At 67.6% G+C, this 14,472-nt stretch carries 9 protein-coding genes and 1 pseudogene; 1 reads left to right on the forward strand and 9 read right to left on the reverse strand.

Translation table 11 applies throughout. The annotated features are described in order from the left end of the window. Positions 1-417: 417 nt before the first annotated feature. The 7 genes and pseudogenes from ACIPM1_RS19605 to ACIPM1_RS19635 form a co-directional block, all read right to left on the reverse strand. A complete protein-coding gene (locus tag ACIPM1_RS19605; protein ID WP_402436215.1) occupies positions 418-1,185 on the reverse strand; it encodes a hypothetical protein in 768 nt (255 codons plus the stop codon). Positions 1,186-1,291: 106 nt separating this feature from the next. Beyond that, positions 1,292-1,750: a hypothetical protein gene (locus tag ACIPM1_RS19610; RefSeq protein WP_402436218.1), complete on the reverse strand. Its 459-nt coding sequence runs from the start codon at positions 1,748-1,750 to the stop codon at positions 1,292-1,294. Positions 1,751-1,870: 120 nt separating this feature from the next. Continuing rightward, positions 1,871-2,395, reverse strand: coding sequence for a hypothetical protein (locus ACIPM1_RS19615; protein WP_402436221.1), 525 nt, complete (start codon positions 2,393-2,395; stop codon positions 1,871-1,873). A 395-nt stretch (positions 2,396-2,790) separates the two neighbouring features. Continuing rightward, positions 2,791-3,015: pseudogene (locus tag ACIPM1_RS19620) on the reverse strand (class I SAM-dependent methyltransferase); the annotation flags it as partial. 74 nt (positions 3,016-3,089) lie between these two features. Further along, the gene (locus ACIPM1_RS19625) at positions 3,090-3,965 is read right to left on the reverse strand and encodes a hypothetical protein (protein WP_402436224.1); all 876 of its coding nucleotides are present in this window, start codon (positions 3,963-3,965) and stop codon (positions 3,090-3,092) included. Positions 3,966-4,273: 308 nt separating this feature from the next. Further along, positions 4,274-4,477, reverse strand: a complete 204-nt coding sequence (locus ACIPM1_RS19630; RefSeq protein ID WP_402436227.1) for a DUF397 domain-containing protein — start codon at positions 4,475-4,477, stop codon at positions 4,274-4,276. Then, entirely contained in the window at positions 4,474-5,304 is an 831-nt protein-coding gene (locus ACIPM1_RS19635; protein ID WP_402436230.1) for a helix-turn-helix domain-containing protein, read from the reverse strand. The genes ACIPM1_RS19630 and ACIPM1_RS19635 overlap by 4 nt, the downstream gene beginning before the upstream one ends. 192 nt (positions 5,305-5,496) lie before the next feature. Between ACIPM1_RS19635 and ACIPM1_RS19640 the strand changes: the two genes are divergently transcribed. Beyond that, complete coding sequence (locus tag ACIPM1_RS19640) at positions 5,497-6,045, forward strand: ATP-binding protein (RefSeq protein ID WP_402436233.1); 549 nt, start codon at positions 5,497-5,499, stop codon at positions 6,043-6,045. Here the strand turns inward: ACIPM1_RS19640 and pglX are convergent. Further along, entirely contained in the window at positions 5,972-9,598 is a 3,627-nt protein-coding gene (pglX, locus tag ACIPM1_RS19645; protein WP_402436236.1) for a BREX-2 system adenine-specific DNA-methyltransferase PglX, read from the reverse strand. The genes ACIPM1_RS19640 and pglX overlap by 74 nt on opposite strands. Next, on the reverse strand, positions 9,595-14,268 hold the full coding sequence (pglW, locus tag ACIPM1_RS19650; RefSeq protein ID WP_402436239.1) for a BREX system serine/threonine kinase PglW: 4,674 nt from the start codon (positions 14,266-14,268) through the stop codon (positions 9,595-9,597). The genes pglX and pglW overlap by 4 nt, the downstream gene beginning before the upstream one ends. Between the last annotated feature and the right edge of the window lie 204 nt (positions 14,269-14,472).

A 14,472-nucleotide genomic window follows, 5' to 3' on the forward strand; every position in this document is an offset into this window, starting at 1 on the left:
CGATGTGGTGTGGGTCCGCGGCCCGGGTCCGCTGCCGGTCACCTGTCCAGGTCGTACGGCAGGACCCGAGAACACGGATTGCCGACGGGCGGTGCGGCGCGCCAATGGACCTGGCCCGTGGCGGGGAGATCGGTCGCGTGCCGCTGGGCGGGAACGACGTGCACGGCATCGTTCGGGTCGAAGGAGGCGGACTCGTGTCGCTTGCGCTTCATCTCCCCCTCGCACTGAACGACCACTCGCACGGCCTGCGCATAGCACCCTACATCGGTACCCCGGCGGCCCTCGCCCCTGATGCCTCAGCGTCCGCTGCCGCGCGGGCACCACGACAGCCGGAACACCGACGGCTCACGACGGTGAAGCGGGACCCGGCCGGCGCCGACCGCGCGATGCCGACGAGAGCATGCCCTCTGTGCGGGCTCAGCGCAGTGCCACTTCCCACGATCCCGGATTGCCGGCTTCCTCACCATTGATCGGGCAACCATCCATCCAGGTGCCGAATCCCGAGGGGTCCTTGCCTTCCGTGGACCAGCCGGCATGCGTGAACTCCGACAGGTCCGCCACGTAACCCGACGACGTGGAGACGCGAAGCGGAAGCCGGACGGAGACAGTGTGGCCGTGTATCTCGGGCCGGGCTTCCACGTCTCCTCCGACCACGTCGTTCGTTCCGGATACGTGCACGAACCAGCGCGAGTCGAGGTACTGCATGCTCACAGCAGGTTCGTCCATGTCGTTTAGACCATCGCCCAGCCACGTCCAGTAGGTGGCGTCCGCGTCCGAACCGGGCTCGGGAGCGTCACCGGCGAGCGTGTAGCTCACGGTCACGCCTTTGCTGTCACGAACCACATGGGCTTTCTTGATCCGCAGGTACGCCGGCGGCCGCGAAGACGACTCCGTGACCGAACCCCCCGCCGCCGTGAAGAACATGTTTTTGGCCTGTCCCGTACAACGGGCGGACATCACCTGCGGGGCCGGACGGGCTGAGGTCTTGAGCGCGGCCTTCGTCGGAGCAGGCTCGACAGAGGGGCTCATGGAAGGAACAACGCGGCGATGGTCGGCCTGCGGCGCCGCATCCTCTCCGCTGGATGCCTCACCGATGGCGATGGCCCCTGCGCTCACGCAGAGGACGGCCAGCAGGGTTCCCAGGCGACGAACACGCTGCCTCGACAAGAAGGACGGGGGGATCACGGGGGCTCCAACAAGTACAGACCGACCGGGATGGGTCTGGTTCGCTGACTCAGAAAGGGGTTCCGACGAGGCGCGCAGCAGGCACCCGAGGTCTACTGGCTCTCCCTCACTCCGTCGCCGCCGAAGCGTCGACAGACCTCTGCTTCTCGTCGACGTCCACAGGGGCGGACTTGCCGGCCTGACGGACGCCACGCCGGTCGAACGGACCGAGCACACCGGCAGACCCGGCTCCAAGGGCGAGAAGCAGCGCAACCGCCCCGGTGCCCCAGCCCTTCGCGAGGACGGCGACCGGTGCCTCCGCCGCCACGGCGGTGACGACTGCCGTCATCCAAGCCTCCCGCCGGTGGGACGGCACGAACGGACGCTCCTCACCCCACGCGAACACGAGCGCGAACGCGGCAGCGGGAGCCGCAGCCGCGCATCCGACGAACCATGCCCACCGCCACTCGGCCACAGTCCACATCACGGCGGTCCACACCAGCCAGCCGACCACCACAACGGCAGAGATGGCGACCAGTACAAGGCATCCCTGCGTCGCTTCATCACGGTTGGCAGAACTAGTCATGGCTCCTCTTGTTACGAACGTGCCGCCGCTCACGAGTGCCGACCGAGCGGAGGACTTCCTTGGTGAACGCCGGTCGGCCGAGCCACTGCCTCTCAGGCCAGGCGGCTCTCGCAGCCCGGCCTACTTGCGGGCCGCGGCCTCGTACCGGTCGACCTGGTCGCGCAGGAGCTTGGTGGCCGTGTCGGCTTCCGCGTTCGTGAGGCCGCCGGTGCCGACGTTGATCAGGGTGGGCCCGTCGAGGGTGAACTGCTGGAGCAGCGTGGTGCCGTCGCTGTCGATGCGTACACCCAAGGACTGGTCGCCGAGCTTGTCCACGCTCATCGGCGAGTACTTCAGCACTGACCCCTGATACGTCTCCTGGTGGCAGGTCTCGAGTGCCTTCTCCATCGCGGTGAACGACTCGGCGGCATCGCTCGCGCTCGCGTACTGCCGCATGCCCACGGTCGCGACCGTGGCGGTCAGCCCTCCGCCCTTCTGGAAGCTGCGGGAGACCTGAATCCGGGCCTTGTGCGGCTGACGGTAGTCGCAGAACGTCTTGTCGCCCGAGCTGGAGTCGCCTACGGCCGACCAGCCGGCGGGCATCTGCGACAGCGACAGCAGAGCGGACGTGAGCTGGGCCTTGGTGAGGAGCGCTGCTTGTGGCACAGGAGAGGAGGATGCCGGGCCGGCCGCGGCGGAGCTGTTCGACGTGGCAGGCTTCGCAGCCGTGGGCGTGGCGGTGTTGCCGCAGGCGGCAAGCGCCACGGACAGGGCGACAGCGCCCAGCGCGCCGAAGTGTTTCCGGTGAAGCACGAAGATCGTCCCCCCGAGAGACGTGAAGAAGTAGTGGAGCACATGGATGCTATGTGAACTTACATGTTCATGAAAAGTGAACTACTTCGGGGGTGGGCCCGGCGGGCGGGGGGACGGGGCTTCGACCTACCGTGCGCCGCCCCCGGTGCCGGGTCCGTCATGGCGCGACCGCACGGACGAGGAGGGTCCCGATGTGCCCGGGGTAAGGCGCGTCGAGGACCCACGCGTCGGCCGAGGCGAACTCGGCCCATGGCGGTTCTCTCGACCATGACGGGAGACAGGTCAACACCCCGAGCGGCGATGCCTCGCTGAGCTAGATGGACGAGAGCGCGGCCGGTGCCGCAGCCGATCTCCAGCACGGAGCGCGGGTCACCCGACAACTCTGGGCCGGGCCCGTGACCGGCGTACTGGGTCCAGCAGAAGCCCGGCTCCGCGTCGTCCTCGAACGCGGAGGCGGCGAAGGTGTCCCACAGCTGCGAACCCCGGCCCGCACCTCCGTCGACGACGGAAGGCCGGAACCTTGGGCAGCCAGGGGGCACTCGTGGCGTCAGGACCTGGGTTCCTCCAGCCTGACGGCAGCGGTGTCCGCGCCGTGCAGTTCAGCGTGTGCTGTGGCGAAAGACTCGTGCTCTTCCACGACTTCACCGTCCACGACGTCCCCCTCCGTCACTCGGTGCGACGGCTCCGCCAGTGGCAGGCCGGCGAGGTGCTTCTTGAGCCTCTTGGCCATCGGAAGGTAGGTCGCAAAGGTGAGCCCGCCGGAGACGGCAGCCCCGACGAGAGGGATGGCCTTCGAGACGGCCTTCGCGAACGACTCCTTCGTCATCTTGACACCGATGTAGGCCGCGACCTTCTTCACTATGGGATAGACGACGCCCTGGGTGAGCGCCTTCTGAGGCAGCTTCTTGGCGACCTGCTCCGACATCATCCCCGCGACCTTCCCCACAGCGGCGTTCGCCGACTGGGTGCCGAACATCACGCCGAAGAACAGCGTGAGCACCCCCATGGTGGCGTCATCGACGTCATCGCCGTCGTCGGAAAACAGATCGGGCCAGCTGTATAGATAGGCGAGCTTCTGCGCGATGCGCAGCATGTGGCCGACGTACTGGGCCACATCGGCGGGCACCGTGGCGGGAAGGGCGAGGATGCCGGGTATCCCGGCGGCGGCCGAGAGGGCGCTGACTTTGGCGGTTTCGTAGCGGATGGAGTCGTTGGCGACCTTGTCGAGGAGCTCGACAGTGATGCCCGCCGCAGCGGGAGTCTCTTGTATCGCTCGTCGGATCTCGTCCTCGGAGCAGTGGCGAGCCAGCGCACTTCGGAGGTACGCCTCCCTGTGGATACGCACACCCGGAAGCTTCGCCGCCGCCAGCAGTACCGCGAAGAAACGCGACTCGGGGTTCTCGACCTCTTTACCCTGCTTCATGGCAGGAACTTACAGTAGCTGCGGGCTGCAAGGACCCTTATGTATTGACTCCGTTGCGACCTCGTCATGTGGGTGATGGCTGCGTGAGGGCTGGCTCCACCACGATGCCGATCGCCACCTGGGAGGGCGACCGCCGTCGCGAACCGAGCACCTGTGGGCGGACGAGACTCCTGTGGCAGCCTACGCCGGCGCGGGCAACCGGCGAGCAAGGCGCCGGGGCTGCTGAAGGTGTGCCGTGGAGGCGGGATGCGCAGGGCCCTCGGCACGCACACGCCCACCGGAAGGCCCTGCGATCAGCACCACGTCTGTCAGCGTGCCGCGAACTCCACGAAGGCGGCCCACGCCGTGGGTTCTACGGCGAGTGAGGCGCGGGTCGTGTCCTTCGAGTCGCGGACGTGGACCGTGGCGGGGCGGACGGCGACCTCGACGCATTCGCCACCCGAACCCGTGCTGTAACTGCTCTTGAACCAGACCGACTCAGGTATCGGCTTTATGAGCTGTTGGGCTTTCATCTCTCTCCAAGCAACTTCTCGACGACGGCCAGCGACTCGCGCGGAGTGAGCGCCTGGGCCCGAAGGATGCCGTACTGCTCCTCGATCTCCCGTACTAGCCTCCGCTCCGTGTAGAGACGACTGTCCTTGTACGCCTCCACGTAGGCGATGCTCTGCCTTTCATGCGTCTCGATCAAGGTGAAGGGACCTTCGAGCCCAGCATGCTCGTCCCGCTCGATCGGCATCACCTGGATTTCCACGTTGCGCCGGTGCCCAAACAGCAGAATTTGCTCCAACTGACCCTGCATCACAGCCCGCCCACCGAGTGGTCGTCGCAGGACGAACTCCTCGATGACAAAGCTGATAGTGGGCATCAAAACTTGAAAGAAGACCTCCTGGCGTGCCAGGCGAGCCACGACCCGCTGGTTGATGGTCTCCTCGTCCAGCAGCGGACGCCACATGGAGAACACCGCTCGCGCGTAATCTTCCGTCTGCAACAGCCCTGGTACTGCCTTCGTCGCGTATACATGCAGGGCTGCAGCCTTGGCCTCCAACCTGGCCGCTTCTCGGAAGAACACCGGATACTGAGCCCGAGCCACCTCCTCCTTGCTCGCGCTCAACACCCCACCCGCTTGCAACACTTCATCCACCTGGTCGATGAACTTCGGCGGCGGAATACGTCTCGCCTGCTCGAACGACGCGATTGTCGATGCCGAGTACCCGGTCAGCGACCCGAGCCTCGCGCGGTCCAGGCCCGCCCGCTCCCGGAACAGCTTCAACTGCCGTCCGAACACGGACAGCATGCCCCTCCCGACCTCGTACTCCGGCTGCTGAACCTCATCGCCCACGCCGCAGCTCCTCTCGTACAACCGCCCAGTCAGCCAACTTCGGGGCCCAGGAACCGGTCACGCCCAACACCACTACAAGCGCACCGACCGCGTGTACAGCCCGTACCCGTCAGCGCATCACTCCTGATCAACGCTACGCAGAGTCCGACACCGTTGACCGTATGAAGTCAGCAACTCCCCCGAACGGGGCACATGCCGCATCACCCCGCACCGGAACGCGAGGTCACCATGCGCTTCACCTCAACGCCGCGCGGCGCCCGCCTCGCCCGCCGACTCGTCTCGCGCCACCTGAACGACTGGGGCCACCCGTACACGACCCTGGTCAACGAGACGCTCACCCTCATCACGGCGGAACTCACCGCCAACGCCGTACGCCACGGCCACGTCCCCGGCAGGGACTTCCATGTCCAACTCACCCTGGCCAAGGGCACCTTCCGCATCGAGGTGACCGACACCCGTGCCGAGAAGCGGCCCCCCGGCGACCGACTCACTTTCCGAATCCGGCCGGGGCATGCTTCTGGTCGCCACCCTGGCGGACGACTGGGGCGTCAGCCCTCGCCGGGCCGCCCCGGGCAAGACCGTGTGGCGGAGCTGCACGTGCGGAGAAAGGGCCACCCGCGCACGCACCGGGTGACCCCTGATCTGACCGACGTCGATCTACTCCTGACTACTGCTTCACTGCTGCGCGACGACCTCGGGTCGCGGCCGGAGGACGCCAGCCACGGAGGTCGTCGTCAGTGAGTCCATGCTCGCCCTGCTTCTGCTGGCGGTAACCGGCGAAGAAGTCCGCCGGGGAGCCGCTGTAGAGCATGTCGAACTCGTTGTGCCACTGGGACAGCCACGGCTGGAGTTCCAGCAGCCCGGCGAGGAACGGCGTGATCTCCTCTGTGGACAGCGCGGTGTTGGTGAAGTACGTCGCCAACGCCTGCGCCTGCTCCTTGTGGTCCCAGCCGGCCCACCCGTACAGCTCGGGAGTGGCGGCGTTGGTCTGCCCATAGGAGATGAACCTCTCCTTGGGCACGTCGAGCTTGCCGCGTGCCTTCCAGTAGGAGGGGCGGAGGAAGTCGGCCGAGGTGTACTTCGGCGGCACGGGGATGGACTCCCGGACCTTCCGCTTGGCCTGCTCGTCGGGCGCGGCGTCCTCCTTGCGCTGAAGGTCCCACACCTCTTCCCAGTCGACGCGCTTCTTCAGACCGGAAGGCTTGTAGCGCAGGGCGGAGAGGAACGGCACGTGCTCGTCGGTGATCAGCTCGGCGACGACCTTCGCAAATTCCTTACGGGGCGCATAGAGCTTGGCAACGGAGACAAAGTCTTCGTCGCGCGAGAGCGCGTCGGTGAGGCGGGCCAGGGTGAGGACGGTGGGCTGGCCGTTCTCGTCGAGCCAGAGGTCGCGGTTCTCCATGCGCTCCAGCAGCCAGGAGCGGAGTGCCTTCTCCTGGATTGCGTCCCAGCCCTCAGTGGCCCAACGGCGCTTGTACTCGGGGCGCTCGACCATGCTGATGGCGCGGTTCGACTCAATGACGTCGATGCGCTTCTGAACGATCTCACGATAGGGAGCGGGCCAATGGGCGGGGATTTCGGTTACGGGCGTGAAATTGTGATTATGATGCTTGAACCATGAGGTACTGACTTCACCCTTTTCAACCTTGCGCGCCAACACGATAGAGAACGCTCGCTCAGCAGGAGAGATTTCGGGAATATTCTCGCAGCCCGAGACAGTGAAATCCCCTTCGAGAAGGCGGTAAAGAGAATAAACTTGCCAGTCAAGTTCCTCCTGGAGAGCGATCATGCGTCCACGAATGGACTCCCACTTTTCCCGCCCGCCGCGAAGAGCGGCCACAGTCGGAACGCTTGAGGAAACGATAGCCTGAGGCGCAGTTTCCGCTAGCTCCTTCGCTAGCCTATCAATCGCAGGCCCCAACTCAATGGGAAATTCACCAGGAAGGGGAAAATCTGCAACGTTCGTACCATTGTATTGACTGCGATGCTCCCACGGTTCATCAGCACCCGCCTGCTCCGCCCCCGGACGACCTTTGTTATGACAGGCCAACTTGAGCCAAATTCCCGCTACCGAACTGTTCAGCAGCCCAAGGAGTTGCAAATGACACTCCTCAGTTGCCCCCTTGTCAAGCTTAATCACCGGAGCGGTCTGCTTAAATACGCCACCGCCCCGGTAAAGCGAGAAGTGGTTGTGCGTCGCCACTTCCGCAAAAGTGATCGAAAGGGGAGTCTGATAACGATCAGCCACCCATCGATACCAAGCCCACCAAGGCTTTCCTTGACTCTCCTGCGTCCGACCATCGAAATCCGTGGTAGACCTGAGGTGGCTGCGAGCGATCCACAGTAGCCGACCCCAGGCGCTATTAATATCGAAGGATAGCGGATTGAGGTCGTCACCATATGGCGCGATGGCGCTCTCGACGCAGTGCACGCCCCAGTCGCGAACTACTTCGCCCACGATTAGCGGTTTCGCAACACTTTCAGGGACACCCTGCCGTGAAAGCGCATCAGGAGAACTTATAAAGGCATCGTCCTGTCCGGGAAAACTGGCGAAGCCGATATCTCGCCCAAGCATGGACTGTAGTTTTTTAATCCCACCCCTTTCGATCGATTCGTTGATCTCTAGACCGCCATCAGCAAGAATCCAAGGCTGCTTACTGAAGTACCGAGTGCGCTCCAAGTCATCCACAGAGACCCATTGACTCACCGAACCGGGCTTGTCGATCTGCTCCACAATTGCCTGCCAGACCACCCCCTCCTCGGCGTTATCTGGTGCGGATGGCTCACTCTGCACACTGCGAACAGTCCGGATGAACGGCGATCGTCCCTGGCCACCCCTCTGCCTGCCCACCAGAATGACCGTCGGTGTTCCATGCCCCGGGATGTAAGCACCCGATGTGTCGATGACCTCAGTCAACTCCACCGCGTGCCCGAAGTACCCCTCGATTAGCTTCGTTCCGAACTCCCGCTTCATGAACGAGTTGGCAGTGATCTGCCCAACCAAGCCGTATTCGTGCCCATCAGAGTCTCCGCGCTTGGCCAGCTCGAAGAATCGCTGGGCGAACGGCACCGACAGCGCATACTTACCCGCGCACGCCGAGTACAGCTCCCGGTAGAGAGAATTGAGGGTCTTATCTTTTACCGTGATGTACGGCGGGTTCCCCACTACCACGTGATACCGCCCGGGCCTCAGGATGTCCGGGTACTCGTGTACGTCTTCCGTGGCGTAGTTGAACTCAGCCAACTCATCCACGAAGCCTTGCGCAACCCCACCAAACAGATTGCCCTGCTGGGAACGGCGGGACTTGATCAGCGAATCCCCCACCGCCAAATGCACCGGCCAGTCATACTTCGCTGCCTCATCCAGCGTCCGTACCCCACCCGCTGCCATCGCCGCAACCAGCAACCGGAACCGAGCAATAGCTACCGCAAACGGATTGACGTCGACACCATGCACCGAATTCAGCGCGGCCGATACTCGCTCATGCACATCCTTGCCCGGCTGTCCTTCCGCCCACAGCCGAACCAGCCGCCGAAACGCCCCCAGCACAAAGTGCCCAGACCCGCACGTAGGGTCGATCATCTTAAGTTCCTCGTACCCGAACTCCCGCACCGCCGGGTTCATCGTCCGGTCGAGGATGAACTCCTCCACGAACTCCGGCGTCTGGAGCAGCGCGTACGTCTTCCGCGCGGCCTCGCTCAGGTCCTGGTACAGGTCGCCCAGGAACCGCGTGTCCCAGCCCTCGGTGCCATCCTCGTTCAGCGGGTCGGTGAAGTCGTGGACGAGGACGCCCGCCTCGTCCCGCTGACGCCAGAACTCGACCAGCTCGCGCGCACCGTCGTGCGAGAGCGGGATCTGGTACAGCGGGTTGTGCCGCTTGCCGAAGAGGAGCCGACCCGCCTGGCCCTGGCCCAGCTCGTCGAACGCCTTCTCCAGCCACCCCCGGTACGTCGGGTTGTCGTCCGACTCCACGTACGCGTCGTACCGCGACTCCGCCAGCTCGCGCCGGTCACCGTCCGGCCCCGTCAGGTACGGCTCGGGGATGAGCCGGTTGTCCTCGCAGAACCGCACGAAGACCGTGCCCAGCACCCACGCCACCGCGACCTGCGTGACCCGCTCGTCCAGCCACGAGTTCCAGGTCGCCGCCGTCCGTCCGAGCTTGCGCGCCTGGTCGTACTCGGCCCGCAGTCGCGCGCCGACCTCACCGAGCGCCTTCACCTGCTTGCCCAGGTCGGCCTCGACCGCCTTGACCTGCTGCTTCAGGTCGTCCAACAGAGCCTTGCGGTCGATCACTTCGCGTCTCCCTCGACACCACTCGCCACAACCTGACCGGACCCACGGTGGGCGTTGCCCACCCACGTGTCCGGAAGCTGGATCCACTCCCCCAGGCCGGCCTGGTACGGCACGGCCACCTGCCCGAGCCGGGGCTCGCGCGACGAGTCGCTCTGCGGGACCAGGAGCCACAGCCCCCGCCCGCCCCGCCGGGCCGCCGACGCCAGCCGGTGCAGGACGCCCATCGCGTCGTACCGGGCGAACACCCCGGCCTCCGTCAGCAGGACCGGACCCGCACCGCCGCCACCGTTGCCCAGCAGCTCCACGATCCGGGGCTCGACGGAGCCCCACGCCGTCCGCGCGTACTCAGCGAACCGCACCGCGCCCTTCGACCCCGGCTCGGCGGCGTCCGCCTTGAGCAGGGTCTCCCAGGTCGGCTTGATCCCCGGCGTGACCTGCCCGTGTAGGGCCTCCAGAAACAGCTCGGTCACCGACAGGGCCTGCGCGCCCAGCCGTTCGGCGCCCAGTTCCCGCACCGCGTCCCGCACGAGCTGCTGCCGCACGGTCAGCACCCGGTACCCGTCCCGGCGGGCCGAGGCGAGCAGCCGTTCCTCCGCGCGTACCGCGCCCGCGAGCTGCGGGTCGTCCGCGTACCGCGTCACCGCGCCCGTACGCGTCGACTGCCGCCACGCGCCCGTCGTGAGGTAGCTGGAGGCGTCCTCCACCCGCGTCGGCAGGTAGCGCAGCGTGCCCGTGTCCTCGCGCATGCTCAGCGACAGCTCGAAGCCCGCGTCGCGCAGTGCCTTGGTGAGTGGGCCGCCGGTGGGCAGTTCGTGGGTCGTGCCGCCGCGCCCGTCCGGGACGACCAGCTCGGGGAAGCGGGCGCGGACCCGCTCGTGCACGTCCTCGCCGGTCAGGCCGGGCTGCCGGCCCTCCGGAACGCCCGGGATCCAGCGGACGAGCCCGGCCTGCGTGAGGCGCAGCGCCCTGATGAGCGGCAGGTCGCGCGGGTAGATCTCCAGGCGCGGGGTGGCGGCGGCGTTGACGGACGCGGCGGCGGCCAGTTCCACCATGCGCCGCTCGTCCCAATCGACGGCTCCGGGCGGGACCGTCAGCGCGCCGAGTTCGGCCAGGACGGTCGCGGCCGTCGGTAGGGTGTCCAGCTCGGCCAGCCGACCGGCCGTCTTGCCGAGGCGGGTCGCGTAGTCGAGCAGGCCGGGCGCGGTCGGAGTGTCCGGGGCGTCGTTCTCGCGGACGTCGAGGGCGAGGAGGCCGGCGCCCAGGGACTCGTCGGTCGCCTTGCGGTTCGGCTGGTGCTGGAACTCGGCCTCCTGCGGCACCAGCTGCTCGGCCTCGACGACGGCCCGCACCGCCGCCAGGGCCATCGCGCGCCGCTGCTCACGTCCGGCGAGGTGCGTGCCGCGGCGGACGGCGAGGGCGTCGGCGATCTCCACGGCGGAGGCGACGCGCCCCATGCCCTCCAACAGGTCGATGATCTCGTCCCGCAGTGCCTGGACGGCGGGCTCCGCCTTCCAGCGCTTGCGCTCCTCCTTGAGCATCTGCGGGATGCGTCCGTGGCTGAGGCCGAGCGCGTCCGCGACGTCCTTCTGCTTCGGCCAGACGCCGATGCCGGGCAGGACGCCGTGCTCGTCGGGCAGGCGCAGCAGCAGCCGCACCATCTCCGCCTTGCTGCGGTTGGAGCCGTTGTTGTTGACGGCCGGTACGAAGAGGGTGGCGAGGGTGTCGAGGCTGACGGAGCGCAGGGTGCGGGCGGACAGCGCCCCCGCCGACTCGCCCGTCGCGAGCCGGCCGACGAGGGCCGACTCGGCGGCGGTGAGCTGCTCCAGCTCCTCCTTCGCCTCCGCCCGTCCCTTCGGTGTGAGCGGCGAGACGGGGACCTCGCTCAGCCGTACACCCCACTCGCGCTGCCGCTGCTGGACCTCGTTGCGGGTCTTGGCGCCGAGGCCGGGGGCGTTGACGAGCTTGCGGCGGCTGTAGTCGAGGAGTTCGCCGACCGTCGTGATGCCCAGACCGTAGAGGAAGGACTGGGCGGCGGGCGTGAGGCCGGAGACGGTCAGCGGGGTGTCGCGGGTGACCTCGGCGGCGAGCCGGTCGCGCTGCTGCTCGGCGGTCTCCGGCTCGGCCTCCGCGATCCCCGCGGCGGTGCCCTCGGCGGGCGCGGTTCCCTCGGCGGGGGGCGCGGGGCGGGTGCGGTGGCTGGAGGGGACGGTCTGCGAGGCGTCGAGGAAGACCTTGCGCCAGGCGTCCCGCATCGGTTTCAGCTCGGGGAACCGCTTGCCCGCGTCGCGGTGCAGGGCCTTCTGGAAGAAGGCGACGAGCCCATCGCGCACGGCCGGGTCGAAGGCCTCGGCCGCGATGGTCGGGTACGGCCACTCCTTCTGGTCGGTCATGCGCGGCAGGACGCTGCCGTCGCCCCACTTCGGCAGCTCGCCGGAGGCCATCTGGTGCAGGGTGACGGCGACGGCGTACCGCTCGGCGTGCGAGTCGTAGGAGCCGCGCGTGATGACGTCGACGAAGGGGTCGAGGTAGCCGTCGGTGCCCGCGTCGGTGTTCTTCGCCGGGTAGCCGGCCAGCGAGAAGTCGATGAGGACGAGCTCGCGGGTGCGGTTGGGGCGGATGCGGACGGCGATGTTGTCGGGCTTGATGTCGCGGTGCCAGACGCCCTCGCCCTCGAGGAAGTCGACGGCGCCGAAGAGGTAGTCGCCGTACGCCTCCAGCTGGTCGACCTGGAGGCGGCCGTTCTCGCGGAGCTGGCGGGCGACGGTCTCCTCGCGGCGGCGCGGGCGGGCCGTGCCCTCGGCGCCCTGGCCGGCGTCGTCGCGCTCGTCGCCGACGTACTCCAGCGCCAGGACGGTGCGGCCGCCGATGTGCAGCGGCTCGGGCTCGACGAGGCGGATGACGCGGGAGTCGGGGCGCAGGCGGCCCATGACCTCGGCCTCGCGGATGAGGATCTCGCCCCGACTGTCGGACAGGGCGACCTTCAGCACGGCGAGCGGGCGCGTCCTGCGGGCCTCCGCCTCCAGGTCGCGGACGAGGAAGGCGCGGCTGGTGGAGCCGGTGCCGAGGCGGCGGCGGATTTCCCACCGGCCGGCGAGCACGTCGCCGGCGACGGCCTCCAGCGGGTCCTTGTCGGCGGTAGCCCCGGTCTCCCCCTCGGCCTGCGCGTCAAGAGCCGCGGCGGGGGCCGTGAGCGAGTCCTCGACGACCTCCAGCAGCTCCAGGAACTCGTCGACGCTGGAGAGTCGCTGACCGGGCCGGTAGGCGGTGGCGGCCTGCACCAGCTCGTCCACGTCCTCGGACAGGCCGTCGACCAGGGAGCTGGGCCGCAGGCCCTCGCCCGCCTCCAGGCGGGCCAGCAGCTCGGCCTGGCTGGCGGCCGGGGCCTTGCCGGTGACCAGCAGATAGGTGAGGACGCCGAGGCCGTAGACGTCGAGGTACACGGGGTCGGGGTTGAGGGCGGTGAGTTCCGGCGCGAGGTAGGCGTCGGCGTCGTCGCTCAGGTGCATGGCGGACAGGGCGGTCGGCGCGAACCGGGTCATGCCCTGCCCCTGGGAGGAGTCGCCGCTGCGCTGGGTGGCGATCTGCCAGTCGGAGATCTGCAGCTGCGGGGTGAGCCAGGCGGCCTCCTCCCCGACGGCCTGCCCCTTCCGGCCGCGCGGCCGGGGGACGACGTGGACGGAGCGGGCGGCGAGCGCGCGGTGGTGGATGCGGCTGGCGTGCGCCGAGCGCATCGTCTCGGCGAGCTGGCGCACCAGTGCCATCCGGCCGAGGATGTCCAGCTTCTCGCCGTACTGGACCAGGTACTCGTCCAGCTTCAGGGTGTCCGGGTGGTAGTCGAAGATCAGCGCGGGGCCGGCGGCGTGCCCGGAGGGGAAGTACTGCTTGAGCTGGACGACGCCCGGGTGCTTGAACCGGCCCAGCACCGCGGCCTCGCGCCGGGCGGCGTTCTCGACGGACTGCCGCAGGGAGGCGTCGGAGCCGCGCTCGCTGAGGTAGATCCGCACGCGTGCGGCCTCGGGCAGGTCACTGTGGCGGGCGAGGTAGTCCGCCCAGGTGGGCCCGGAGTCCAAGGACTTCCGCTCCAGCTCGTACGGGCCGACCTTGTACTGCGCGTCGCTCTTACGGATGCCGATGCCCTTCAGGGCCGCCGCGACTTCGCGCGAGCTGATCGCGGTGACGCGGCGCCGCTCGTCGGCCGGAGGCTGCTTGAGCATGTCGATCAGCTCGTCGACGGTGTACACGCCGTTCTGGTCGTAGGCGGGCAGCCGGACGCGGAGGCTGTTGTCGGTGAAGCAGACGGCCTCGGCGACCCAGACCCGCTTGGCGCCGGTCTGGGCGAGCAGGCCGGCCAGTTCCTTGGCCTTGCGGTTGACCAGGTGCAGCGGGTTGCCGTGCGTGCGGCGGTAGCCACCAGGCGTGGTCTGTACCCAGGTCCCGTTCTCGGAGGCGACCGAGCCGTGCCAGTCCTTCAACTCGATCATGCACAGGCCGCCGGGGGCGACGACCAGCAGGTCGACCTCGCGGACGTGACCTGTGTTGGCGGTGAAGGTGAAGTTCGACCAGGCCCGCCAGGGGTCGCCGTCCGGCAGCTTCTCCCGGATCGCCTCCAGGCCGCGGCGTTCGTGTTCGAACTCGGACTCGGTGACCGTGACCCACCGGCCTTCCCGCATGCCTGTCCCCACTCATTCGTTCCCTCGAGGCCCGTCGTTCCCCAGATCCGGACCTGCCAGAGATCCTAATGGTTGCCTGCTACATGGGAAGACTTCGTGAAGGAGCGGACTGTAGGACATACCTCTGCACGACCGGACTCAGAACTCCACACCATGGGGACATATCGCCATGAAGCGGCATGTTGCCCTAGAAGGCAGCCGACT

It is taken from the genome of Streptomyces sp. NPDC086766 (assembly GCF_044746005.1).
GTDB lineage: Bacteria > Actinomycetota > Actinomycetes > Streptomycetales > Streptomycetaceae > Streptomyces.